The sequence below is a fragment of the Sphingobacterium yanglingense genome (assembly GCF_004363245.1).
GTDB classification, from domain to species: domain Bacteria; phylum Bacteroidota; class Bacteroidia; order Sphingobacteriales; family Sphingobacteriaceae; genus Sphingobacterium; species Sphingobacterium yanglingense.
On record NZ_SNYV01000014.1, the window covers coordinates 413,746 to 439,930 of the forward strand.

General features: G+C 39.6%; 25 protein-coding genes. 10 read left to right on the forward strand and 15 right to left on the reverse strand.

The annotated features are described in order from the left end of the window. Positions 1-33 precede the first annotated feature (33 nt). The 3 genes from pgl to gndA are packed head-to-tail and all read right to left on the reverse strand — an operon-like array spanning position 34 to position 3,766. Entirely contained in the window at positions 34-762 is a 729-nt protein-coding gene (gene pgl / locus CLV99_RS12965) for a 6-phosphogluconolactonase (protein ID WP_133584921.1), read from the reverse strand. Between the two features lie 59 nt (positions 763-821). After that, positions 822-2,333 carry a glucose-6-phosphate dehydrogenase gene (gene zwf, locus CLV99_RS12970; protein WP_133584922.1) on the reverse strand — a complete coding sequence of 504 codons (1,512 nt, stop codon included), beginning with the start codon at positions 2,331-2,333 and terminating at the stop codon, positions 822-824. 29 nt (positions 2,334-2,362) lie between these two features. Continuing rightward, positions 2,363-3,766, reverse strand: coding sequence for an NADP-dependent phosphogluconate dehydrogenase (gene gndA, locus CLV99_RS12975; protein ID WP_133584923.1), 1,404 nt, complete (start codon positions 3,764-3,766; stop codon positions 2,363-2,365). 339 nt (positions 3,767-4,105) lie between these two features. Between gndA and CLV99_RS12980 the strand changes: the two genes are divergently transcribed. Together CLV99_RS12980 and CLV99_RS12985 are read left to right on the forward strand one after the other, a co-directional pair. Then, complete coding sequence (locus CLV99_RS12980; protein ID WP_317126630.1) at positions 4,106-5,119, forward strand: YeiH family protein; 1,014 nt, start codon at positions 4,106-4,108, stop codon at positions 5,117-5,119. Positions 5,120-5,174: 55 nt separating this feature from the next. Further along, on the forward strand, positions 5,175-5,555 hold the full coding sequence (locus CLV99_RS12985; RefSeq protein ID WP_133584924.1) for a VOC family protein: 381 nt from the start codon (positions 5,175-5,177) through the stop codon (positions 5,553-5,555). Positions 5,556-5,562: 7 nt separating this feature from the next. On the opposite strand, the gene CLV99_RS12990 is transcribed toward CLV99_RS12985, so the two are convergent. The 8 genes from CLV99_RS12990 to CLV99_RS13025 all read right to left on the reverse strand — a co-directional run bounded on the left by CLV99_RS12990 (position 5,563) and on the right by CLV99_RS13025 (position 14,783). After that, positions 5,563-6,591 carry a threonine aldolase family protein gene (locus tag CLV99_RS12990; protein WP_133584925.1) on the reverse strand — a complete coding sequence of 343 codons (1,029 nt, stop codon included), beginning with the start codon at positions 6,589-6,591 and terminating at the stop codon, positions 5,563-5,565. A gap of 81 nt (positions 6,592-6,672) precedes the next feature. Continuing rightward, complete coding sequence (locus CLV99_RS12995) at positions 6,673-7,203, reverse strand: hypothetical protein (RefSeq protein ID WP_133584926.1); 531 nt, start codon at positions 7,201-7,203, stop codon at positions 6,673-6,675. A 130-nt stretch (positions 7,204-7,333) separates the two neighbouring features. Next, entirely contained in the window at positions 7,334-8,524 is a 1,191-nt protein-coding gene (locus tag CLV99_RS13000; RefSeq protein WP_211348536.1) for a hypothetical protein, read from the reverse strand. Positions 8,525-8,549: 25 nt separating this feature from the next. After that, complete coding sequence (locus tag CLV99_RS13005) at positions 8,550-10,976, reverse strand: DUF2339 domain-containing protein (protein WP_133584928.1); 2,427 nt, start codon at positions 10,974-10,976, stop codon at positions 8,550-8,552. Between the two features lie 68 nt (positions 10,977-11,044). Continuing rightward, a complete protein-coding gene (locus CLV99_RS13010) occupies positions 11,045-12,730 on the reverse strand; it encodes a tetratricopeptide repeat protein (protein WP_133584929.1) in 1,686 nt (561 codons plus the stop codon). Continuing rightward, complete coding sequence (locus tag CLV99_RS13015; protein ID WP_133584930.1) at positions 12,727-13,242, reverse strand: DMP19 family protein; 516 nt, start codon at positions 13,240-13,242, stop codon at positions 12,727-12,729. The genes CLV99_RS13010 and CLV99_RS13015 overlap by 4 nt, the downstream gene beginning before the upstream one ends. 11 nt (positions 13,243-13,253) lie before the next feature. Next, positions 13,254-14,258, reverse strand: a complete 1,005-nt coding sequence (locus tag CLV99_RS13020) for a hypothetical protein (RefSeq protein ID WP_133584931.1) — start codon at positions 14,256-14,258, stop codon at positions 13,254-13,256. Positions 14,259-14,294: 36 nt separating this feature from the next. Then, a complete protein-coding gene (locus CLV99_RS13025; protein ID WP_133584932.1) occupies positions 14,295-14,783 on the reverse strand; it encodes a hypothetical protein in 489 nt (162 codons plus the stop codon). Between the two features lie 236 nt (positions 14,784-15,019). Here CLV99_RS13025 and CLV99_RS13030 point away from each other — a divergent pair, with 236 nt between their 5' ends. The 4 genes from CLV99_RS13030 to CLV99_RS13045 all read left to right on the forward strand — a co-directional run bounded on the left by CLV99_RS13030 (position 15,020) and on the right by CLV99_RS13045 (position 19,110). Further along, positions 15,020-17,044 (forward strand): sensor histidine kinase, encoded by a 2,025-nt coding sequence (locus tag CLV99_RS13030; protein ID WP_133584933.1) that lies wholly within the window; start codon positions 15,020-15,022, stop codon positions 17,042-17,044. A gap of 5 nt (positions 17,045-17,049) precedes the next feature. Further along, the gene (locus CLV99_RS13035; RefSeq protein ID WP_246032764.1) at positions 17,050-17,787 is read left to right on the forward strand and encodes a LytR/AlgR family response regulator transcription factor; all 738 of its coding nucleotides are present in this window, start codon (positions 17,050-17,052) and stop codon (positions 17,785-17,787) included. Positions 17,788-17,915: 128 nt separating this feature from the next. Next, complete coding sequence (locus CLV99_RS13040; protein ID WP_133584934.1) at positions 17,916-18,245, forward strand: DUF4870 domain-containing protein; 330 nt, start codon at positions 17,916-17,918, stop codon at positions 18,243-18,245. 130 nt (positions 18,246-18,375) lie between these two features. Beyond that, positions 18,376-19,110, forward strand: a complete 735-nt coding sequence (locus CLV99_RS13045; RefSeq protein WP_133584935.1) for a metallophosphoesterase family protein — start codon at positions 18,376-18,378, stop codon at positions 19,108-19,110. Here the strand turns inward: CLV99_RS13045 and CLV99_RS13050 are convergent. Then, positions 19,099-20,208 (reverse strand): AI-2E family transporter, encoded by a 1,110-nt coding sequence (locus CLV99_RS13050; protein ID WP_133584936.1) that lies wholly within the window; start codon positions 20,206-20,208, stop codon positions 19,099-19,101. The genes CLV99_RS13045 and CLV99_RS13050 overlap by 12 nt on opposite strands. Positions 20,209-20,423: 215 nt before the next feature. Between CLV99_RS13050 and CLV99_RS13055 the strand changes: the two genes are divergently transcribed. Both CLV99_RS13055 and CLV99_RS13060 read left to right on the forward strand, forming a co-directional pair. Next, entirely contained in the window at positions 20,424-20,930 is a 507-nt protein-coding gene (locus tag CLV99_RS13055; protein ID WP_162850106.1) for a GNAT family N-acetyltransferase, read from the forward strand. An 83-nt stretch (positions 20,931-21,013) separates the two neighbouring features. Further along, positions 21,014-21,547 carry a hypothetical protein gene (locus tag CLV99_RS13060; RefSeq protein WP_133584938.1) on the forward strand — a complete coding sequence of 178 codons (534 nt, stop codon included), beginning with the start codon at positions 21,014-21,016 and terminating at the stop codon, positions 21,545-21,547. Positions 21,548-21,593: 46 nt separating this feature from the next. Here the strand turns inward: CLV99_RS13060 and CLV99_RS13065 are convergent, their stop codons facing one another. From CLV99_RS13065 to CLV99_RS13075, 3 genes are all read right to left on the reverse strand, one after another. Beyond that, positions 21,594-22,142: a GNAT family N-acetyltransferase gene (locus tag CLV99_RS13065; RefSeq protein WP_133584939.1), complete on the reverse strand. Its 549-nt coding sequence runs from the start codon at positions 22,140-22,142 to the stop codon at positions 21,594-21,596. A 54-nt stretch (positions 22,143-22,196) separates the two neighbouring features. Continuing rightward, entirely contained in the window at positions 22,197-23,531 is a 1,335-nt protein-coding gene (locus CLV99_RS13070; protein WP_133584940.1) for a GH1 family beta-glucosidase, read from the reverse strand. 199 nt (positions 23,532-23,730) lie between these two features. Beyond that, positions 23,731-24,477: a DeoR/GlpR family DNA-binding transcription regulator gene (locus tag CLV99_RS13075; protein ID WP_133584941.1), complete on the reverse strand. Its 747-nt coding sequence runs from the start codon at positions 24,475-24,477 to the stop codon at positions 23,731-23,733. A gap of 106 nt (positions 24,478-24,583) precedes the next feature. Here CLV99_RS13075 and CLV99_RS13080 point away from each other — a divergent pair, with 106 nt between their 5' ends. Together CLV99_RS13080 and CLV99_RS13085 are read left to right on the forward strand one after the other, a co-directional pair. Beyond that, the gene (locus CLV99_RS13080; protein WP_133584942.1) at positions 24,584-25,114 is read left to right on the forward strand and encodes a 5' nucleotidase, NT5C type; all 531 of its coding nucleotides are present in this window, start codon (positions 24,584-24,586) and stop codon (positions 25,112-25,114) included. Between the two features lie 113 nt (positions 25,115-25,227). Next, the gene (locus CLV99_RS13085) at positions 25,228-26,178 is read left to right on the forward strand and encodes a helix-turn-helix domain-containing protein (RefSeq protein ID WP_133584943.1); all 951 of its coding nucleotides are present in this window, start codon (positions 25,228-25,230) and stop codon (positions 26,176-26,178) included. Positions 26,179-26,185: the final 7 nt, after the last annotated feature.

A 26,185-nucleotide genomic window follows, 5' to 3' on the forward strand; every position in this document is an offset into this window, starting at 1 on the left:
TGACCACTTTTTTTATAAAAGAAAATGCCCTATTTATTTCGAGATATTCAGTTTGCTCGCGGCAACCTTATCTGTTAAGAATACCAAAGTGCCATTTATAGGGTTCAGTAGCTGAGAAGGGTATTCTTCTACATTTCTTGCACCTTCTAATACCTCATATAATGCATTGGTTTTCTTCTCACCAAATGTAAGTACAGCAATATTTTTAGCCTTATTAATGAGCGGTGCAGTTAGTGTGATTCTATACATGCTCTGAGGTTCTAGGTAATAAGCATCGACCCATTTTTTGTCTTCATGAAGCACAGCTGTGTGAGGGAATAAAGATGCCGTGTGCCCATCATCGCCCATGCCCAATAAGATCAGGTCAAACGAACCATCTTCACCTACCACTGCTTTTATCGTTTCTTCGTATTGTGTTGCATATTCCACTGGAGTTGCCGTTTCACTGTACATTGCGTAGATCTGTTCTTTTGGAATTGGAACATGATTCAATAATGTTTCAAATGCCATTGTCGTATTACTACGTTCATCTTCAAATGGCACCCAACGCTCGTCACCCCAAAAGACAAATACTTTTTGCCAATCTATCAGTTCTCGATACGCTGCAGATGCAAGTAGCTTATGCAAAGCTATAGGAGAAGAACCACCAGTGAGCGCCACCGTAAATTTTCCGCGTTCAGCTATTGCTTTCTTTGCGGTATCTACAAACAGAGCGGCAGCCGCTTCAGTCAATAATTGTGTGTTTTCAAATATCTGTATCAATTTCTCAAACTTTTAATGTATAACTATACTCAACTCATCTAGTTTGGCTAAAAGCCCTTTTATCTGGATTTGTGATGTGCATTTACAGCCCATACATGACCGTTTTGAGCGACCAAGGCTTCTGCATTTTCTGGACCCCAGGTTCCTGAAGCATAGTTTGGAAAATCAAGTGTACTTCTGCTTTCCCATGCCTCCTGTATTGGAGTGATCACATCCCAAGCCTCTTCGACTTGATCCGAACGCATAAAGAGTGTAGCGTCACCATTAAGCGCATCGAGCAATAGCGTTTCGTATGCTTCCGGTGATTGGGTCGAGCACGTATCATAATCGAAGACCATTTCCGAAGGGTTTAGTGCCATCGTCAAACCTGGACGCTTTGTCATAAAACGTAAGCGGATGTCCATTTGAGGCTGTATATTTATAGTCAGCTTGTTGGGCATCAGATTATCCATCTGCCCATCAGAGAACGTAGAGTGTGGCACAGGTTTGAACTGTATGGTAATCGAAGAGTGTTTCTCCTGCATCCGCTTCCCTGTCCGTAAATAAAAAGGCACACCCTGCCAGCGCCAGTTGTCCAAAAAGAACTTAACCGCTACAAATGTTTCTGTATTTGATTCAGGATTTACTCCTTCTTCCTCTCTGTATCCAGGTACTTTTTTACCCTGTAACCAACCCTCACCGTATTGTCCACGTACTGCATAACGTTGTACCTCTTCCGGTTTGATACGACGTATAGCCCGCAATACATCCACCTTGCGGTTTCGTATCTCTTCCGATTTGAAAGAAGCAGGGGCTTCCATAGCCACCATACATAATATTTGTAAGAGGTGGTTTTGCACCATATCTTTCAATGCTCCCGCACTTTCATAGAATCCTCCACGGTTTTCAACCCCTACTTGCTCAGCAACGGTGATTTGAACGGAATCGATAAAGTTTCTATTCCAAAGCGGTTCAAAAAGCGCGTTGCCGAATCGAAAGGCAAGAATATTCTGTACAGTCTCTTTGCCAAGATAGTGGTCGATTCTATAAATTTGCTTTTCTTGAAAGGTTTGCCTCAAAAGTTTGTTTAGTGCAACAGCCGTGTCTTTATCATTTCCGAAAGGTTTTTCGATGACAATACGGTCCTTTTCAGGATTACTAGCAAGGCCAGATTCGTTAATATATAAGGTAGCTGCTTCAATAAAGCGGGGAGCTACAGAAAGATAAAACAATCTGTTTGCACGTTCACCCCACAATTCATCCAGCGCGTCCAATTGAGCTGCCAGCGCTTTATACGAATCGATATCATCGATATTCGATTGGAAATAAGAAATATTAGGGTTGAATTCTTCCCATTTTTGTTGCTCGGGTGCCCCCGTTCTAGAAAATTCAGATAAACCTTCAGCAAGATGTGACCTGTATGTGGTATTATCAAGTTCGCTACGGCCTAGGCCAATAATAGCAAATTTTTCAGGCATCCAATTATCTAAAAACAAATTGTAAAAAGCGGGTATCAATTTACGCTTCGCCAAATCTCCCGTACCTCCAAAAATTACTATAATGGAAGGTCTGGCTTTTTTACTGGTCTTCATTGTATTATAAAAAAGGTAATCAATTTATCTTAATCCCACTGCGTATGAAACGACCCCTCACGGTCTATGCGTTCATAGGTATGTGCGCCAAAATAGTCACGTTGTGCTTGTATGATGTTCGTAGGCATACGCTCCGAGCGATACGAGTCGAAATACGCTAAGGCATTCATATACGCACCGAATGGGATACCACCGTCAATAGCATATTTGATCGTAGCTCTAGCACCCTCTTGTCTTGCCGCTATATTCTGTGCGATCGTATCATCCAATAGGATGTTTCTTAATGCCGGGTTACGGCTATAGGCTTGTCTGAAATCTTCCAAAGCCGCAGCTCTGATGATACAGCCTCCACGCCATATTTTAGCAACCTGTTCTAGGTTTAAGCCATAGTTGTATGTTTCGGACGCTATGGTAAGCTGTGCTAGCCCTTGTGCGTATGTGTTTAACATGGCGAAATAGAAGGCATCTTTTATTTGTTCGATGACCTCATCTTCGTTTATAGCATCAATTGAAGGAGCCCAAGTTAATTTTTTCGCAGCCTGTATACGCTCAGGTTTTAACTTAGACATATCACGCATCGTTACAGCTGCATCTATTACTGGAATCGGAGCTTGTAGATCCATTGCATTTTGTGAAGTCCATTTACCCGTTCCCTTTGATTTTGCCCAATCAGAGATTACGTGGACAAGACGTTGACCATCTTCATCAAATTTATTCAGGATTTCAGAAGTTATTTCTACTAGAAATGAATGTAATTCTCCCTTATTCCAATTGGCAAATGTTTGCTGTATTTTATCATCCGAAATTCCGAAACCACGTTTCATTAAGTCATAAGTTTCGGCAATAAGCTGCATGACACCATATTCTATCCCATTGTGGACCATTTTAACATAGTTTCCAGCAGAACCGTTGCCCAGATAGGTTACACAGGGCTCTCCATTTACTTTTGCGGCAACAGCCTCAAATATAGGGCGTAGACGTTCATAAGCATTTTTATCACCTCCTGGCATTAAGCTAGGGCCAAAACGGGCACCTTTCTCGCCTCCAGAGATACCCATTCCGAAGAAGTGTATGTTTTGTTTCGATAGTTCTATAAAACGACGATCAGTATCAGGAAAGTAGGAGTTACCACCATCGATAATAATATCTCCTTCTTCTAGATGGGGAAGTAGGCTATTTATGGCGCTATCGACTGGATTTCCTGCAGGAACCAATAACATGATAGCTCTAGGCTTTCGGATGGCCTGTGTAAAGTCAGCTACCGATGTGGTAGCTTTTACCTGGTGGTTGTCGTTAATTTCGTTTTCTAAAGACTGTACTTTAGCGAGGTCGAGGTCTAATCCCGCTACGGCAAATTTATTATCGGCCATGTTTAATAGGAGGTTTCTTCCCATAACACCAAGACCAACTATGCCAAAATCATATAATTCCATAAAATTTTTATCAGTTGATACAGATATTTATCGTTTCGGATACGTATTAATTTATGTGTTAAAGCTTACTTAGGAAAGCTTATTCAATCTAATAGTCAAAGATAGGAATCTTTTCGTTGAAAGCTGAGGTTTTTTACTCCTTTCAGGAGCACTATGGATGATGCAAGAAAGACGCTGGAGGTAATGTTGTGAAATTAGGAGCTATTCTGTGTAGGCAGCTATAGTGATGTTGTGGAATAGGTGTCATAACCTTGGGTTATGTCGTATAGAGATTTCTCATTTTCTTTCCATAGCCACACTGCTGAAATTTGTAGCTAATAAGAAGAAAATAAAATACACATGATGTTAGAAAAAGAACATACCAACAGATTAAATAAGAGACTTGTTAACAGATCGGAGAGTGCCTGCATTTTCAAAAATAGACATCCCTTGTCTATACAAGCAATTATCTTTGTCGGAGTCGGAGTACTCTGTTTATTTCCGTTTATTTCGGCTCCTTTGGCACTCTTGATAGGGGTTATAATCGCCCAATGTTTCAATAATCCTTTTCCAGATACTACGGCAAAGTTGACCCATATTTTATTACAGGTATCTGTGATTGGATTAGGATTTGGAATGGATGTAGAGTCTACTATAGGAGCAAGCAAGAATGGATTCTTATTAACGGTATGCTCTCTGTTTGGAATACTTATCTTAGGTTACGTAGTTGGAGTAGTATTTAAGATGGACAAGAAAATCTCTTTCTTGATTACAGTAGGGACAGCTATCTGTGGAGGCAGCGCTATAGCAGCAATTTCGCCCGTTATAAAAGCAAAGCAAGCACAAATTAGCGTTGCTTTAGGGACAATCTTTATATTGAATGCGATAGCTTTGTTCCTTTTCCCTCCTTTGGGTCACTTATTTCATCTTTCGGAGAATCAATTTGGACTTTGGAGCGCTGTAGCTATACAGGATACGAGTTCGGTAGTCGGAGCTGCAAGTAGGTACGGCGAACAGGCCTTACAGATAGCAACTTCTGTCAAATTGACCAGAGCCTTATGGATTATTCCTGTAACATTTGGTAGTGCTTTCCTTTTTAAGGAAAAGGGAACCAAAATTAAAATACCCTATTTCATTGGTCTTTTTGTACTGGCAGTTTTAGGCAATACCTATGTTCAATTTTTACATGAGCTAGGCACCTCAATTGTGGCCTTATCGAAAAGTGGACTTACTGTCGTGCTTTTTTTAATAGGTTCAGGCTTGTCTTTAAAAGTAATGCGGTCCGTTGGTATCAAGCCGTTTGTATTGGGCGTCCTTCTTTGGATAGGTATTGCGGTACCTTCTTTATTTGTGATTGTATACTTCTTTAATTAAGATTTCAGGAAAACTGAGTATATTTATCTGGTACAAAAATCAACTACGTATAGCGATGTCTACTACCAATCCTGTCATCTATTTTGAAATTCCGGTGAACGATTTACGTCGGGGTGAACATTTTTACGCAAATGTCTTTGGCTTTGCTTTTGAAAAGGAGATTATCGATAACTATGAAATGGCACTTTTTCCTTTTTCAGAATCCAGATCAGGCATTTCGGGAGCATTGGCCAAGGGAGACGTATATATTCCGACAAAAAATGGAGTTATCCTATATTTTAAAACTGACAATATAGACGATACCCTTCAAAAAGTAGTCGAGTATGGAGGACATGTTTTGTATCCTAAGACTAAGAACAATCAATATAATTTTTTTGTCGCAGAGTTTGAAGATTCAGAAGGTAATAGAATTGCATTACATCAACGGGGTGTTTAGCCCCCGTCTATTGCAATGACCTTAAATCTGTAATAAACTCATTGACCACAGATTCTGGCGTGGCCCATGAGGTAATCAATCGTACGGCGGAATTGTCTTTGTCTATAGATTTCCATTCGAAGAACAGGTATTTCTTATGGAGCTCATCAATAGTACGGCGGGGTAAAATTGGGAATACCTGATTCGTTGTAGAACGCGTTAAAAAATTATAACCAATCTCTTCTGCGGCTTCAGCTATTTTCATTGCCATTCTATTGGCATGGTCTGCCAGTTCAAAATAGAGGTTATCTCTAAATAACTCTAAAAATTGTATTCCCAGTATTCTTCCCTTGGCCAATAGGGCACCCTTTTGTTTTAATGCATAATCAAAGTCAGGATACAATAATGGGCTATTGAAGACTACTGCTTCTCCCAGTAAAGCTCCATTTTTGGTCGCTCCGATATAGAATACATCCGTCAGTTGACTGATCTGGGCAAGTGTAATATCGTTATTGGACGCTGTAAGTGCGTTGCCTAATCGCGCTCCGTCTAAAAACAACAGGAGGCCGTGCAGCTTACAACAATCAGACAGGGCTTTTAATTCCGACAACTGATATATGGTTCCGATTTCCGTAGAGTTGGAAATATACACCAGTTTAGGTTTTACAACATGTGGCCTTAAGGTGTGATTCTGTAAAATCTGTTCGATATCTGCAACCCTCAGTTTACCGTCTTTGGTCTCTGCCGTAATAACCCGATGACCTGTAGCTTCTATTGCTCCAGCTTCATGGGCATAGATATGACCAGACTGCGCACTTATTACAGCCTCATGCGATTGGAGAAGGCAAGAGATAACCAATAGATTTGTTTGCGTTCCTGCAGACAGAAAATATATTTCTGCCGCTGGATTAGCTATTTTTTGTCTAAGGATAGCTTTTGCCTCCAGACTATAATCATCCTCTCCATAGCCAAGCTGTTGTACGAGATTACTCTCTCGCAGCTTATCTAAAATACGCATATGCGCTCCCTCTGAATAGTCGTTCTTAAAGTTGTACATAGCTAACTTCCCTTTTAATAGATGGAAATGCAAATATAGAAAGTTTGCCCGGTAGCTGACTAGTCCAGAAGATAGAATACTTTAAGGGTGAATCAAAAACCTTTCGTAATGTTTCCAGTAAGCATCAGGAAGGGTAGATGTGGTTTTTGACCAAAACTCTTCCTTTATCTTGTCTTTAGTCTGTTCATCTTCGGTTTCTAAACGTCCTTTTAGCAGAAGGTACAATTCAAAAAACAACTGTAAAAACTGTCTGTCATTCTTAGCACATTTGAAATTAATACAATCTCCATGTAGATAGTAACTTACCACCTCTCCTGAAGGGATATGGTATGCTAGTCTGTCTCCAATTGTATCCCATCCAAAAAATAGGAAGTCTTGGTACACCTCTAGGTCATGATCAAAGGTGATATCATAGACGTTCAATCGCGACAGGTCAAAGTTGTGGAGTAGGTTCAAAATTTCGTTGCCATGCTCTTGGTAGTTTGATCCTGAATCGGGAATATGTGCATCACTTAAAATGCCATGTAATGTTTCTGTATTTAACCTGTTTTCAAGGTGCATACGTTGGGGTTGATTTGCCCGAATATTGTATACAAATTCTTTTGCAGTCATAGGTCAGGATTATGTTTTTGTTTGGTACTCAGTTTTTTTACGCTAGAAAATATCCTTACTAATCTAGGTACAAAGATGCACCATAAATATAGCACTATTTACGGGAAACCGTATCAATCTTTTTTAACGTTTATTTTTCTTTATTCAAGTCTTTTATGAGGCCTTTGCCAAAATAAAAAACTAAGAATATCCCAAGGATGGAGCAACCAATCAATACCCAGTTTCCGTAGCCCTTATCTTCTAATGTGCTATCCGTTTTATTGACTTGGATATCACTTACTTTTGCTATGGGAATGTCTGCAGGTAGATCGAGGTCTATTTTAGATAAATCATAGTTAGGAGCATTCCAATTGCTGTCTACTTGCAAGCTGTATGTTTGCTTTTTATCCAAATCAGCAATCAAATGAATAGGGGTCTGGTAGAATAAGATACTATCTATTTTGAGCGGAGGATTATCCTCATTTTCGATTTCCATAAAGAATAGACTAGGATAGGAGTCTTGTAGTGGATATGTTTCACCTGCATTACTATGGAGTTGGAGGTATTCGCTGATACTATGTTTTTGTTTACTATTATTTTTTACTGCGCTTGCCTTTTGTTGTTCCACGTACGTGTATGCGGTCCGGTAATATTGTTTTGGACTGCTTGCATAGACTACAAAATAATCAATAGGTGTCCATAAGTCTTTAGTAATAGCTATCGTTGTCGTTTTATGCTCAGGATTATTTGTCTGCTTGTAAGAAATATCCTTTATCTTTTCCAGCTTTAGTGTGGTTCCACTATTTTTTATTTCGCCAATATTTAGGACTCTAATTGGTGAAGAACGCTTATTGTCAAGCATAATACGGATATAGCGATAGTCCACCGGAGGGAAATTAATCGACTTGCTGGTAAAGGTCTGGGTATCGTCCTTTAGACCTGTCAGAATCCCATTATTTACGATACCAAACCAGTTTTGCATATCATCACTGCCTTCTATAAAATATTTTTTATTATTATCCGAGTTGGCAACCTGTATAATGTAGCCACTCCTTTTTTTCTTGTCCTTCTGGTCAATAAGAAATACTTCAGTGCTATCAACGGTATTTTTTATATGTTCGTACGGGATTGGCGAAAAAAAAGATAAGTCCGCCTCCTGTGGTTTCACGACAAATGGGACTTCATTGCCTTTAGCATCTTTTAATCGTATCGTACTCAGATTGTTAGCTGTTCTAGCCCTAAATTCTTGAGGTATCAGGATACTGCTGTAACCATTTTCAACGGCGCTCACTGTAGCTTGTATTTGTTGAGCTTTTGCTGTAGTCAAGCAAAAAACAAACATAAAAAGTGAAGTGAATAAAAGAAATTTATACCTGTTCATGGTCATTATCGACGACTAGTTTTTTAATTTTTTGATACACAAAAGAGATTATGAGAATTAAGGCCCCTAATAGAATAAAAGCAATTATTTTACCCGTTTCCGATACATCTCGTATATCGTAGATGAATAGTTTAAGTATCGTAATTCCGAGTAGGCTCAGCGCAATGACGCGAGCTGTTTTTAGATTTTTCTTAATTCCATAAATCAAGAAGGTAAAAGATAGCAGTCCCCATAATATTGGAAAAATAACTTTCATTACAAATTCGCGAGTAGTATAATAGTCATCAAAATTTGCCGCTTGAAATAAAAAGGCAATGTTGACTTCTGCGCTACATAGATACACGATAAAAAAGGCAACCAACCAAGCCGTGTAAACATTCCGTTTTCCGGTCGCAGGAAGTTGTAAGAAATTACGTTTCAGAAACCAAAATACTTGTAGTATTAACGCTGCAATCGAAAGGTAATGTAGGTTGAACGCAAAAGGAAAACCTCCATCATTATAAATAAATGTGGTATATTTCTCAATGATTGGAATTCGGTAGGCAACAATGACATAGAATATAGCATTGATTATAGTCAAGACATCGGACAATGTCTCAATTAGTTTTGTCCTACACTTACCAAAATATAAGAGGAGCGTACTGAATACCATATGGTAGAGGTAAAGGAAGAAGTAAACAGTACCCGAGTTTTCAAAATAGTGAGCCGTTTGATAGCCGATTTCGATAAGCGGAAGAATGTAAGCGAAAACCAACGCCAGTACAAATATAAATTTACGATAAGCAATCTGATTGAAACGGGCGCCATATAGCGCGTACTCGTAAGAATATAATTTTAGTAGCTTATAACAGGTTACTAGCGAGCCGATAACCATGACTCCCGTGATAAATACGGTGTTCAATACAAACATGTGCGACACTTCATCTTCAATATAAGCTGCGATGTCTTGTAAGAGACTAAGTATCGCTAGCCATTGCACGATAATTCCCCCCACTAAAAAACCTTTTAGTTGAGATTGGTGCGTCAGCCATAAGAGAAGTACCGCTTCACATGCCCAAAAGATAGTTACATAGTTGCCCTCAAATTGGACTGGAATAGTGATTGTCGCTAGTGTCAGCGCCAAGCCAATAAGAACTAAGATAATTGTTTTGTCAAATCTGTACTTCTTGAAAATCACGTATGCAAAGAGAATATTGAAAGCTGCGAGTAATATCGTAAAGAGACCGACATGGGCAGGAGAATAACTGTGGATAATATGATAACCAATCGCATAGAATGCCGACGTATTCGATATTACGGCTCCGACTTCATAATTTGCAAACTTATTCTTATGTAGCATATTGTTTATAATAAATGCTACTGTAAATATAACGTAGAGCAAGATACAATAACGCAGTGCGTGGACCAGTACCAGTGTTGATGGCGAATCCAAGGAAATGTACCAAGCTGCAACGATAAGGAAAGTTAAAACGAATGCCGTAAAGTTTACGACAAACCACCTTTTGAAATAAGAAATAGTTAATATACCTAAGTTCAGAAGCGAGATATAGGTTAGTAATACATGATAATTGCCATTCCCTGTGCTGACCATAAACGGTACGGCAAAGCCACCTATAGCGGACATGACGGCAAGCTCTTGCCGGTTGTAGGCCAGGGATACAAAAATACTAAAAGCTGTAATTGCCACCATAATGACAAAGGCTGTAGTCTGGTTAAATAGCTGATAATCGTGAAATGCAATGCCGATCGTAAAATAGAACACAGCAATACCACCAGCGACCAATACCGAACTGAAAGCTTTGAATTTGGCCCTTAATCGATGTGCTACCCCCAAAAGTATACCGCCGGCTAAGATGCCAATACCAACACGAGCCGGTTCATTAATCCATTCTTTGTCAATTGCATATTTGACGAAGAAACTGATACCCAGTACGAGAATGATAATACCGATTTTGTTAATTAGGTTTTCACCGATAAAGCGCTCGATATCCGGATTCTTCTGTTTGAATTTTTCAAACCAGGACAACTGTTCCTCTTCGATAACCGGTTGAACAGGAATAGTATTTTCATGTTCTTCTGTTGTAGTAATTGCAGGCAATGACTCCTCTAGCACCTCCTGTCTCAGCATATCAGGGATAGGTGGTGGTATGGGAATGATATCTTCAGGCTCGACTATAGGGGTAGAAGTTATTACTTCTTGCACTTGATGTAGCTCTTCAGGCGCTGATTCCTCCTTTTCCGGGAGTTGCTCAACAGGAACATTGTTCTTGATTCCCTCCAATAGACTTCTCAACGTATTCAGTTGTTCAAAAGTATGAGACAGCCCTTCTCTCAGCCCCTTGATTTCGTCTTTCTGTCTATTTAATAAATAGACCATAATTACAAAGCCAAGTACAATCAACAATATTTCCATACACTAAGTTTTCGTTTCAGCTTTTGCGCTAAAATCATACCAAAGTGCAAAAAGTTATGAATGACTTTTTATTTGTTGAATAATTTGTGAAAAAATCCTTTTGAACGTTGTTTCGTAGCTTCAGCAACTTTTAGGTTGGCACGGGTAATCGGCATATCTTGAAAGGCCAAAGATTGCTGAAGATAAGCTATAGCATCATCATAACGTTGTAAGTCTAAGCAAGTAGTACCCATATGTTCGTATAGCTCTGCAATGATATCTTCCGTTACATTTTCCTGTTGCGGAAGCGCTTTTAAAGCACCATCTCCATAATATAAGGTTTTTTCGTTTTCGGCGAGATGATAGGTACAATGTGTTGCCCAATAGTAGCACCAAAAATCTGGATTGCCAGAGGTTATACTTTGTTCAAAACTTGCGCAGGCAGCTTCACTATCATTAAGGTGTGCTACCTGGAGGTATCCCATATTATATAGCGCCACCTGAATAGACCTTTCCTGACCCTTTTCTGAAGCAAAATGTAATGCGTACTGATAGCATTCCATTGCTTTGGCAAAATCACCTGAATCGATAAAAGTCTTGGCACGGCTTATTAGCAAACTTGGGTTGTCTGGCATCTGTTCTAGCAATAGATCAGTACCCTCCGAAGCTATGGTTACTTCGGGTTGTATCCCCAAAGCGCTTTCCGCATTAGATTTATGGATGAAAAAATTAGTGAAACAACGTACCACCTCACTGTCGTGGGTTATAGGATCCGTACTGTCTAGTTCATAGTAAGTTTCTAGCCCTGCGTTAAGCCATTGGAGCGCCTCTTCATATAGTTTGAGTTCCATTTGACAGGAACAGATATTATCTATAGTAGTGAAATAGGTAATAAGGTCCATTTCATCACCAAATTCATCAATCAGTCTTTTACCATCATTAAGTGCATTTTCTAGCTGACCAGCATCTATATAAGCGCCAAATCTATTTTGCAGTATCACCATAAAGTAGTACTGTTCTATCCCGTCAGTACAGATAACGATAGCTTTTTCATGTTCCCCGTGCAACCGTAGTTCCCGTGCCAGATTATTACAGCACATTGCAAAAGTCTGGGGGTCATAATTAACAAAGTCACCATTATTCTGCACCACAGCTCCATGATATAAACGATGAGCGTGTCCATAACATTGCTGCTTGAGCAGCGTCAATCGTTCCACTTCATCTGTTGGTATATTAGAGTATTGCTCCAATAAATAGTTAATCTCAACACCCGCATTGTAGGCTTCCATAGCTATTAGGGGTTCGGTATCAATAGAAAGCGTAGCAAAGTCTGGATTCGGATTGCCTTGGTTTTGAAGGTTGAATAACCGGATTTGTAAGACCGGAGATGGGCATAGCGCTGCTGCTTTTTTATAATATCCGGTTGCGGAATTCGTATCACCGAGCCAATATAGAGCAGACCCAGCGTGTCTATTACAATTGTAGTTATCGGCATCTATTTCTAAGCCCCGTTTACTCCATTGTACACACTCGATAAGGGCACTTTCTCTATTCGCATCGAAGACTTCGTTATAATCTAGAGCGATTATACCTAATATAGCATATAGGTCAGGATGTGGCGTTTTTTCAAGCAAGGAGTTTATTCGTTTAAAAATACTTTTTAGCTCGTTGATGTTTTGGGGCAGGGCGTTTGCCTGTACCCATATTCTAGCTGCCTTAGTGTAGTCGCCCTCCAGTAGAGCCTTTTCAGCCTGTTGTTGTATATGTTGTTTCATGATAGGGTAGCAAAAAGGTGTATATTATTGGAGATAAATTCCTTAATTACTTCCAGTTCTTGGTCGATTATCTCATAAAATTTATCTTCAAGCGGAGCAAATTCAGGATATGCTTTATACATTTTAGAAAACTCCTCAAGGGTTCTTTCTCTTTCTAGGTCGTCTCTATGGGTGTCATATATTACCTTCGCAAGGTCAACGATCTCGGCGGTTGCAGTTGCGCCCCAAGCCTTTATACCTTCTGCAAAGGGATTGTCAAATATATAACTACCGTAACCATTTTGGATTAACTGAATAAAACCGCCGTTCGTCACCTGACCATAAAGCGCATTAAATTCCATTAGGATATGTTGTTCGTCCGTGAATTCGTCCAAAACTTCATCTTCGTCTTTTGAAGATGAAGAGATTATCTCATCGTACTTGTCTAAAAATAGGAATAAATAATCCCAAGTATCTCCTTTTGCTTGGTCGATTTCATTCTGTGTGATTGGGGGTAAAATAGTATTTGACATGATACACTTATTTATAGTGTTGATCTCCAGGTTTTGAATAATTTAAACTTTTCGTCCAGTAAAGAAACTGCTCCCTGATATAGTGGGGCATCAAATATAATATGATTTAAGAACTGATCAACAGCGTCAAAATGGTCTTCATATAGGCGTTCAAAAGCAGCAGTTTGGTCTAAGGTCTCCAGTAGGAGGCTACGAATATAGAAGGAGTTTGGTGTCCCATCGGGGGCTGTGAGCAGTCTATTCGTCGTAATCGTATATAAAAAAGAAGATAGAAGGGGGGCATCCACCAATTGATTCTTCCAAATATGATTATTTAAATAGGTGTCCACAAAATCTAAGATGGCCCCCTCTTCCGGTTTGAGTGGAATTTCATAGGCCTGTTTATCAATATGGAGTAGCCTGTTGTCAAATAACCATTTGATGATTACCGTATGTGCTCTTCGTAAAAAGGGAAAGCTTTCAAAATCGTGATCACGATTGAAAAAATCCCGTCCAATAATTTCAGACTGTTGTTTTACAGCCGCCCAGCTACTATAGAGTAGTTTTCCTTTTCCGCCATCACTATACTTTACGGTGAGCACCTGATCTGTATTTAAGGCCATTTCATAAGTGCTCTCTAACGCAGTTCTATCTACAGGATTTCCCATGAGTGTTTGTACGTCGTTTTGTAGCGCATTAGGTGGCAGAAGTACATCCCAAAAGCCGATAGGCTTAGGGTCAGGACGTTTGTCCGAGTGCTCCGTATGGGTAAACATAATGCTGGACAAATAGGCAACAAATTTATAGTTGTCGTTTTTAGGACTTACAGGAGGTTGGTATTTATCGTTTTTTATATCGTACTTGAACCAAAATGAAATGTTTAGCGATTTAGATACGATACTTTTAGTTCCTTGATTTGGGGTAATAGTCTTTGGAAGTTTCCCCAGATCATATTGCTCAAAGAAGCTAACCATTTGAGGGGCTGTACTAGGAAGTCCCAAAAGGGCGATAAGTTCACTTTGTTTTAGGGTATTCATGCTATAGGTTGAAATATGCTAAAAAATCCCTTGAAATTAATTCTTTAAGATTATACCGTCAACAATTAATTCTTTGCAGCTCAAATTCATAAAGGAGGTTTCACTGTCGTTTATGAAATTATCGTTCATTCCGTCCATCACCACAGACTTGAGCTCGATTTTTCGTGTAGGCCGCTTACCATACGAATCTGTTACCGTGATTTGACCATTTAACGTCGTGTTTTTTTGTCTGAAGAGGCGCAATAAAGGGAGGTCTAATTGGTCAAAAGTGATAACAATATAACATGGGTTATAATCCTCAATGACCAAGTTCTCTACAGAATCTTTAGTTGTAGTAGCGGATGGGTTATTGTAAGAAATAGAAAGCGAGGTGAGACTGGAGACGGTAGTATTAGCACCATTATTGATGGATAGTTCTATCTTCATTCTATTTCCATCCCATTGTTGGGCATGTGAAGTCGATATAGCGAATAGACTGCTCAATGAGATAAAAAGAAAAGTATGGAGTACAGTTGATATTTTCATAGTTACGACGTTTTTATAGGACAAGAATAAAAATTCAATAGGAAAGAGTCTTACTTCAATTTGTAAATAGACTATTTGGTTTTGTATTCGGTCGAATTGGCTTTTTGTAAGTTTAAGATGCTGTTGCCTTGAAAAGGAAATAGAGCCATTTAGACGGTCTAAAGAAGTGTTACGATTGGTGCCCTCTCCTGATTTATCAGTTTATTAACTAAATTAGCAGGCTTTTAACAAACTTTATGAAAGGGATTTTCAGTTTTTTTGAAATATATTTCTTCCAACGTTGGGTAATGCGATGTCTTGTTTCCCTATTGTGCGGTCTACTTTATGCTAATGGGGCGTCAGCGCAAAAGCAGAGCGATATCGAACAGATGGCTATTGATGGTTATGCATTACGCTTTGCAGATACCACTGCAAGTGTTCGCACGCAGAACCAGGCACTTTTGTTGGCACAACAGAAAAACAGTCCCGCAGATGAAGCTATATGTTATGCCTATTTAGCTATGACGAATAGACGATTGCTTCATCTAAAGGAGTTTACAGATTATGCCGAGAGGTCTTTTGAAATAGCGGGTAGAATCAATAACCGCCGGGCTACCGCATACGCCAATTGGGCGATGGGCTTGCAGCGTTCTTACATCGATGACAAGGCGGGAGCTATAGAATATATGTTGAAGGCGTATAATTTATTTACAACGTTGGATGAATATGCCTACTGTGCCAAAATAGGGGCAGATGTATCGTATCTATTTAGCCCCAGTTCTAATGCTAATGTTCATAAATATGCGGATGAAGCGCTTCGCTTTGCGGAAAAATCTGCAGATTCAGAGAGCATCCTACATGCCCGGCTGGCAGTGGGGAGTTACCTGCTGGACAGCGCAGCTACAGGAAATCCGGCACAATGGCAGAAAGCAGTTTCCTTTTTTAAAGAAACAATCTGGCAGGCCGAACAGGTAGAAAGCGCCATAGTCAGCAAGAGTAATATCGGAATCGCTCATATCAATCTTGCCGTACTTTATATGAATGGTCCTAAGCCTATAGATGAATCTGCGTTCCTTGCCAACCTTGAGAAAGCCACGCAGATAGGGATGCACTATAACTTACGCAATATCTATCGCAGTTCCTTGGGACTGAGGGGGCAATTCTTTTTTCAAAAAGGGAACTTTAGGACTGCCGAAAGTCTCTTTAAAGAAGGGATTGCATATCAACAGACGATGCCTTATAAGGATAACGATTTATTGGCTACATTCTTTGGCTGTCTAAAGGAACTCGCTGCAGCCGAAAAGGACTATGTTTCCTACCACGAGTATGATACCTATTTCAATAAGTATAATAAGCTAAAATATGACGAAGCGACGCAAAAAATAATGCAAAATGCAGATGCGAGATTCGAGTCCGAAAAAAAGCAAGCGCTGATTGAGCAGTTAGAAAAAGAAAACAGCTTAGAAAAAAAAAATAAATTTCTAGGCTATGGTATCTCATCTGTCCTGTTGATCGGCTTAGTATTCATGTATCGTTCTTATTATTATAGACAGCGGTATTATCAGAACCGGGAAGATATATTGCAACAGCAACAGACCAATAGTGAATTGAAAGTTCAATTGATGGAAAAGGAATCGTTGGAAGCATTGGCGGAAAAACTGTCTCTCGAACGGAGGTTGCTTCAGTCGCAGATGGACCCTCATTTTATCTTCAACCTATTAGGCAATATCCAAAGTATGATTCTCCAAAATGACCGCGTTACCTCTGTGTCTTATCTAGGCAAATTCGCCAAATTGACCAGGCAGGTGCTGGAGCAGTCGCGTATGGAACATATCTTACTCGAGGAAGAGATACGGACCTTAAAAAACTATATAGACCTGCAACAATTACGTCTTAATGCTAGTTTTGACTATAATATTCATGTAGACGAAACAATTTCAACAGACATCAGTATACCACCGTTGTTGTTACAGCCCTTTGTCGAAAATGCGATTGAACATGGTTTAAAACCATTGGCAGAAATACGCCGGGGACTATTGGAAATACAATTCCATCTGGACACAGCGCATGATATCTTAGAGTGCACAATTACCGATAATGGTATAGGGCTTGAAGAGTCAAAGGGCAATAAGGTCAATGTATCACACAACTCTCTATCCACAGGAATAACAAATGAGCGGCTTGCTTTGATGTATCCCAACAATCCGTTCGTTCGCCTCGAAGTGCGTGATCGGGAAGAAGGATTCGGTTGTGTCGTGTATTTAGCAATTCCTATAATCTAATTATAATGTACAGAACTATTATCATAGAAGATGAATACCATTTGCGTGAAGCCTTGTCTATATTATTGGAAATGGTGGCTCCCGAGAAGATTCAGGTTATAGGTTATGCCGAAAATACAGAAGATGCGGTAAGAATTATAGACCGACTCAAACCCGATTTGGTGTTTATGGATATTATGTTACAGCGCGGCACGGGGTTCGATGTGCTCCAGCAGATTTCTTATAAAGAGTTTCAACTGATTTTTACCACAGCTTATGAGGAGCACGCCATAAGGGCTTTTAAGTTTAATGCGTTAGATTATTTATTAAAACCTATTGATACCGAAGAGCTTCAGGAAGCCGTTGGGCGACTTCCAGAATCCAAACCTTCAGCCTCATTACAGACACAGATACAGGGACTGGCTGTAGACTATAATAAAATGCCGGATCGAATAATTTTGCCGACCCAAGAAGCGATGCATGTCGTCAAGGTAGACCAAATTGTACGATGTGAGACATCGGGTTCCTACACCACGTTTATGTTGGTGGACGGAAAGAAGATTATTGTTTCCAAATCCCTGAAACACTATGAGGAAATTCTGGTTTTACCTCATTTTATGCGTATACATCAGTCACATTTAATCAACCTACAGTATGTCCTGAGCTATTCCAGAGAAGGAATTGTGCAGATGCAGGATAAGGCCTCCATTCCGATATCACGAGCTAATAAAGAAGCCTTTTTTAAACAGATGAAACCATCGTAGCATTTTTTGATTGTACCAGCCTTTACAAAGTCGAAAGCGGCAACTGCAAAGCTAAAGCCACCGTATACACATCGGCTGTTGTCAAGAAGAAGGGGATGGTTTAGATTTGGTTAAAAATTAGTTTAATCATGAGCAACAAAACGCTTTCTATCTTAAGTTATGTAACTATTATCGGTTGGATTATCGCCTATGTCAAAAGCAAGGATATACAACCTAAAAGTGACCTGGTCAGTTATCATCTTCGGCAAGGACTAGGTTTCTTTATCTTATCTTTGGTGGTCAATGTAGCACTGTCCATCATTGTGACTATTATTCCTACACTTGCCTTTTTGAATTATGTCGGAATCCTCCTTTTTATTCTTTGGGTTTTCGGCATAATTAACGCTGTAAACGAACAGAAAAAGCCTATTCCCGTTATAGGTGCGGCTTTCGAAAATAAGTTTGCCTTTTTGGGGTAAGAAAGGGCCCCGAGTTAAATACAGTTCGGATCCTATGCCCGAACTGTTCAATTATACCACATATTTGTCTAAAAGTACTTTCAATAGGGGAGCAGGATTCGGTATCTTTGTCCGCAACAAATAGAATCGGATGAAATCAGTACAGATAGCCATAGTCAGTGATATCCACGCCAATCTTATTGCATTGGAACATGTTTTAGCAGATATTGATAATAGAGGAATAAGCCAAATTTATTGCCTAGGAGATTTGGTTGACTTTGCTCCATGGGGCAATGAGGTAATCTCGCTGGTCAAAAAAAGAGGCATCCCCTGCTTATTGGGCAACCATGATGAACGCATCGCTTATGATATAGCGGTATTTCCGTTGGAGCACCATGATGCAATCGAAACTGCAAATAGGGACAAAGCTATTGCCCATTCGAAACAAACTATCTACTCCGATAACAAAGAGTGGTTGGGTGATCTACCTTTTAGCCTTACACTCACGTTTAGGATAGATGGATTTTTTAAACGAGTTTTACTTGTTCATGCGACACCTATCAGTAACGAACATTATATTTTCGAAAAAGACAATAAGCAATCTATAGCATCAGATTTAATAAATGGAGACATTGATGCAATCGTAATGGGGCATACCCATTACTCCTATATCCAAAAAGAGTCTGATGTACTTTTTGTGAATTGCGGTTCTGTGGGAAGGAGCAAAGAAGTTGATAGAAAGGCATCATACTCCATTTTAACGATTTCGGCAAGGGATGTAGAAGCTGAGATAATAAAGGTCGACTACCCCATCAGCGAGGTGGCGCAGGCTATATACCAAAGCGAAATCCCTGATTTTTATGCTGATTTCCTATTACAGTCTTGAGTTTCTTTCACAGATTTCCTTTTTAAGCTTCATGTAGCTATCCTTATCATCATCTTCGCCTAGGAGAAATCCCCAAGGTTTTAGTTCGAAGATACGGTCAAAGACAATCTTACAGATGGCAAGGATAGGAATGGCCAAAAACATCCCGGAGATTCCCCATAGTAATTCGCCAAAGAAGATAGCCATCATAGCGACCATAGAGTTTACCTGTACCTTAGAGCCAACGATTTTAGGGACAACAAAATTGCTATCTATAAAATGGATCACAACCAACGCTATTAAAACTAAGATAACATGCATGAAGGAAGACGTTGCAAAGGTAATCAAGGCAATAATCAACATCGATAAGAATATCCCTACGTAGGGGAGTACGTTAAAGAAACCGGTGAATATGGCTAGCATGAGGCTATATTTTACGCCAATCGCTGTAAGTGCGATGAAGGTCATTGTCGCTACGATAATCATTTGTAGAAATAAACCGATGAGGTAACGTTTTACAACATATTGTACTTGGGATACGATGTCCAGGACAATATTGTGATGTTGGTCTTTGTTGAGAAGGAGAAGAAAACGGACGATATGCCGACGATACACCAAAATAAAAAACGTGTATAAAAAGGTAAAGACCAGTAAGATAAATGTGGATGACATGGAGAGTAGCGCAACGCCCAATATGGCTGTTCCACGGCTCACCGACTTTGTCAAGGTGTCTGAGAGGTATTCCATCTGGTCGGAGTAATTAATATGCAAATTTTGAGATATCCAATCCTGAAATACTTCCATACCCTGCACCACTTGCCGTTCAAAAGCTGGCCAATCCTCTTTTAGATTCGTCAACTGGGAGCCTAATAAAACGACAATCCCGATCAGTAGCGTGAAGAAAAGTAGCAAAGAGATAAGTGATGCAAGAATCCTAGGCATTTTTAATCTACGTTCCATCCAACCACCTAGCGGAGTCAGCAAAAGAGCAAAAAGACTTCCAAGTATAAAAGGAACAATAATTACCTGACCTACACGTGCGATGTATACGATAGCAATGATGCTGATTAATGTACAGGCTAGTTTAACGTAGAAGGGGAGAGCCAAAAATTTCGTCATATCCAGAATTTGAGTTTATAGCACAAATATTAAACCAATAAAAAGCTTAAATAAAAATCGTAAAATAATCCCACACTACAAATTTAGAGATCAAATTTGTAACCTACCCTTATAAGTTTATGAGATGATATACCGGAATGAAAAGACAAAAAATGTATTTTTGTTGTCTATGTAAGCTATAAGGGATTGGTATTCCCGATATAATGTCGCCAAAAATGAAGAGTATAGATACACCATATTTGCTAAAACGTATATTACCGTCCGATTGGGAAGATTATAAAACAATTAGGTTGGAAGCGCTTCATACCAATCCAGATAAGTTTGGAAGTAGTTATCAGAAAGAGGTGGCTTATAGTGATGAGACTTGGCGCACGTTGTTGGAAAATGAAAGTAGCGCAATTTTTGGACTATATTACCAGGGTATTTTGGTGGGCTTGACCGGGGTGGCACTCTACAATGGAGATCATTCTAAGGCTATTTTGTTTTCCTCTTTTGTGAAGGAAGAGCATCGCGGAAAAGGTCTGTCTAAGTTGTTTTATGCAGAGCGAATTGCCTGGGCTAGGGGAAAAGGGTGTGTTGCTATTCTTGTGTCTCATCGTGCAGGAAACGAAGTTTCGAAAGCTGCAAATCAACGTTTCGGATTTCAATATACACATTCCGAACAGGTACTTTGGCCAGATGGCGTGCAGGATGAGGAGTTGATGTACACACTAATATTATAATCGGGTATGGGGAAAATATTTCCCATTTGTTGATATCCCCAAGATAGAATTGTTTAGTTTTGTAGCTCTAAATAATCACATATATGAAGCAATTCCGTTTTTTTATTTTCGCATTAACCACTTTGTTTTTTGTAGCCTGCCAGTCAGCAAGCCCTGATAAGTTTTTTGGACTGGTTGTACTGAACACCAATCTTATTGCTGATTTTGATCCCGCTACATTTGGAAAACGTCTGGAACAAGAGACCGTCGAATTTCCAGATGTGCCTGCTAGTAAAAAGAATGGCGATGAAGCCCAGCAAATTGTGGCAATGAAGATTCTATCTGTTGAAAAAGCGATCAAGGACATTCAAGCGCTAAACGTATCAGACGAAGATGCTAAAGTGTTAAGAGAGCAATCTGTCAAGTTGTTTGAAGCAGTATTACCGGTATACAAAAATGAGTATACAGCATATGCTAAGCTTTGCGACACAAAAGCTCCCGACGAAGAGAAGCAAGTCGTACTTCAGAAAATTGAGAAAGATTATGCACCCAATGTAGATCAGTTATTTGAAGGTGTATATACCCTAGGGAAACAATTCGCCGAAAAACACAATCTAAATGTCAAATGGGGGTACTAAAATAAAGCGTCCTAATCCAGATTCAACTAAGCCACTAAATCATCCTTTAGTGGCTTAGTTTTTTTGTGTTATAGGTAGATCGGTCTATAGCATACCAATGATGCGGTACACCGTCAAGGTCAAAAGTCTCGACACGAACCAGACCGACCTTCTTGAGGATTTTATTAGAGCCATCATTATCGCAATCTGCCATAGCATAAACATTTTCCACTTCTAATTGGTCAAAGGCATAGGCTAGAGAGGCCCAAGCTGCTTCTGTTGCAATCCCTTTGCCCCAGTATCTTTTGACTAATCGATAACCTAAATCGTAATATTCAATATGATTGTTAGTCTCTTCTGTCACGAACTTTAGGCCGGCCCAACCTATAAAATCATTAGTAGCTTTGTCAATAATGGCCCATCTGCCGATTCCATTGTCAATGTACTGCTGCCTGATAAAATTGATCACTTCAACGATTTGATCTTTGCTTTTTACAGGCGTATTTCCAAGGTAACGGTGTACTTCAGGATCCGAATCCAGTTCGAAAAAACCTTCTATATCTGTAGGTAGTATTTCTCTCAAGATTAAGCGTTCCGTTTCTGCGAATATTTTCATACTTCTTCTTTTTGTAAATCTACATAAAAACTAAGGTGAAACCGCGGAATCTTATCAACGAAGAAAATCAGTATACCAATGTCCTGATGATTTTATAATACGTTGTTGTGTTTTAAAGTCGACGTGAACCAGACCAAATCGAGGATGGTAGCCCTCAGCCCATTCAAAGTTGTCAAGAAAAGTCCATACAAAATAGCCTTTTACATTTATGCCTTCGCTTTTAGCTCGGAATACCTGTTCGATGACCTCTCGTATATATTGCACCCGTTTGGGATCATCGACTTTACCTTCCATTACCGAGTCTTCAAAGGCAGCTCCATTTTCGGTGATGATAAGAGGTGGGATATTCGGGTAGGCATCAAATTTTTTAAGGATATGAAACATAGACTCGGGATATACCTCCCAGTTCATTGCAGTCTGCTCCACTTTTCGTTTTTTGGCACTTACAATCTTGGCCTGTAAAAAAGGCACAAAAAAAGAATGGCGTATGACTTCCCGGGTATAGTTCTGTACGCCGATAAAATCCATATCAAACTTTAGATCCACTTCGTCATTTTGCTTCATATAACGCTCTATTTTACGGAGTACTTTAATCTCATGTGTAGGGTATCCCATCCCCAAAAGAGGTTCGATAAATAGACGATTCAATAGTACATCTGCTTTTTTTGCCGCTATGAGGTCTTTTTCTTTGTAGGAAAAGGGTTCGACGTGCGAGCAGGAGAAAGTTGTGCCCACATGACTAGCCGATTGTAGGGACTTAATAATTCGTCCGCCATGAGCCTGCGCGAGTGCAGCGTGATGAGCGGCTGCCAAAAAATTGTCCAATCCCTTTTTCCCAGGAGCATGTACGCCAAAAAAATACCCGGCAGCACTGAATACAGTAGGTTCATTAATAACAATCCAGTTCTTTACGCGGTCGCCAAAATATTGGATACAGATAGCCACATATTGCCCAAACCAATCTTTAACCTCCCGATTTGTCCAACCTCCTTTTTTCTCCAGCTCCTGTGGTAAATCCCAGTGATAGAGCGTAATCCAAGGTGTAATGCCCAATGATAAGGAGAAGTCAATAAGTCGGTTATAGAAATCTATTCCAGCAAGGTTGATTTTCCCCATCCCATCGGGCTGTATGCGACTCCAGGAGATAGAGAACCGATAGTTCGTAATGTGCATTTTCTGCATTAACTTCAAATCGTTTTCGTAACGATTGTAAAAGTCACATGCGATATCCCCATTTTGGTTTTTCGCGATTTTATTTCTCCGTTTTACGAAAGTATCCCATATCGAAGGTCCTTTGCCATCATGCTGATGAGCACCTTCTATTTGATAAGCGGCTGTCGATACCCCCCAGATAAAATCTTTGCCAAAGGACTCTTTTGTAATTCGCATTTACCTATTGTTCCGATTAGTTTTTAGGAGTCCTAAGAGGAGAATAGAAAGAGCTAAACTGTACCAAAAATAGGTAGGAGAACATGTTTTGGAAGAAATAAATAACCTTTTTCATAACCACAGATGTTGATATACAATTTGTTATATGTTAAAATAACACTTTTTTTATGAATTGTATATTAAGTCCGCGTTAATTCATCTATAATATTTCTATCCCCAATTTTGTAAAAGGTTTAGTATGTAGTGATGGATCATCTTTTTCGGTAATCAAGATATCCAGTTCCTTCGTTTCCGTTATGAAATAAGTTGACTCACTATTAAGCTTATCGAAGGTACACAGCCCCACAGTCTTGACGCTATGTTGCATCATAGCTAGTTTTAATTCCGCATCTTCCAGATCTTTACAGGACAGGCTGTCGGGCGATATACTACATATACCAAAGAAATAGATATCAACCTTAAACTTGGATATACCTTTCAAAGTTTCATGACCGAAGGTAGCGAAAGACATTTTATTCAACCGGCCTCCCAAAAATATAACCTCAGCTAGAGGGTGGTCCTCCAAAGCATTGGCAACAGGAAAGCTGTTCGTGATGATAGTGACGTTGAGGTCTACGGGCAATATTTTAGCCAATTCAAGAACGGATGTCCCGCCATCGAAAAATAGAACTTGTTTGTTTTTAATGAGCGTCAGTGCTTTTTTTGCAATAACTTTCTTTTGTTCAATATCAGTATGTTCCCGTTCACGATAATGGTGGGGGATTCGGGAAACACTGACAGCGCCTCCACGTACAGCCTTTAAAAGCCCGCGGCTGTCCAACTCACGGATGTCACGACGAATGGTATCTTCCGAAACAGCCAGCTTTTTACAAAGCAACTGAAAAGACGATGAACCATTGCTGCTCGTTTCTTCCAAAATAATGTTGTGGCGTTCTTCCTTTAGCATAAGAGCAAAGATAATAAAAAAGCTCAATTTCTATGTTTTGCTATATTTTGCAATATATTGCTTTTTGTTGCAATTGTTTGCTATATTTGACTAAAGTTAAAATAAAATGGAAAAAAGAAAATCGATAGCATTAGACATGGATGGAGTGTTGGCCAATAACCTGGTACATTACATCCATTATTATTTCCAAGAGACAGGTATACTGATTAAAGAAGATGAAGTTTTAGGTTTGCCGGAGGGGGAATGTTTACCAGACAAGGGAGCTGTACGAAGATATCTGGAGTCACCTAATTTTTTTAGAACACTACCTGTATCGCCTAATGCACAGGAAGTAGTCAAAGAGTTGCAGGAGCAATATGACATATTTGTGGTCTCTGCAGCAATGGAATTCCCATGGAGCCTCCGTGAGAAAAGAGACTGGTTGGCCGAATATTTTCCATTTATCTCTTGGCAAAATATTGTTTTCTGTGGCGATAAACATATCATCAAGACGGACTATCTGCTGGATGATCATACCAAAAATCTAGTTACATTCTCAGGTACTCCTTTATTGTTCAATACCTTTCACAATGTTCACGAGGAGCGGTTCGAGCGACTGCAGGATTGGATGGACGTGCATCGTTATTTCCTAGGTTAGGTTTTCTGCTTATCTGAAAAATAGCACACAATGACCGATAATATGCTTGTCTCTGCGTATATTTAATAACCTATTTTTGTAGGCTTGGATATTAACGTAAATGGTTGTTAGGAATGAAAGACAATGAGATAAGAGAATTGCGTGACGAGCAAGATTTCAAAGATTTCTATCTAAAGGAACCTCCATTGACTTTTTGTGAAGAATGTAATGCTATCTCCTATGGTTACGGAAGCGGCTTCTTGGAAATAGCGAAACTTGAAGAGTTAAAACGACAGCAAAAGGAGATAGGAGGTAGGAAGAATCGACGTAAGTTTTTTAGTATAGTGCTACTCCTTGAGGGCGAGATAGAAGAGACTATTGGTCATCACAAGTATCTTTTTCAGGCAGGGTCTATGTTTTTTATCGCCGAAAACCAATTGCATGCTACCGAGAAATGGAGCGATGATGTGCGGGGGATATACTGTATGTTTGATGCTGATTATTTTCTGCTCTGTATCAAGCATCAGATTAAACTTAATCAGTTTCCATTTTTTCAGCTGGACAAAGAGCCTTATATCGAGCTTTCAGAACGCGAGATTGGGATGATGGAACATCTGTTTTGGAAATTGAATAGCGAGAAATGCCAAAAGACATCTTTCAACGATGATTTGTTGACCCGTATGTTTTTGAATGTAATCTTACTAGAAGCAGAACGCATCTACAACCGGAAAGACAGTAAAGAAAAATTTTCTTTGTCCCGCAAGGACCAATTGGCAGCTCAGTTCCAGCTATTGGTCAATACACATTTTATTGAAAAGAGGTTCGTTAGTGATTACGCGGAACTGTTGCATGTGCATCCCAATTACTTAAATGACGTGGTCAAAGAAACTACAGGCTTTCCTGCTAGTCATTTTATTCAGAATCAGATGGTACAGGAGGCCAAATCGCGTCTCTTACAGACCAGTGATACGGTTTCGATGATTGCACTGGCATTAAATTTTACAGAATACTCCTATTTCGGTCGCTTTTTTAAAAAGCATACAGGCATGACCCCATTATCTTTTCGCAAGAAACATAAACATTAGAAGTGAA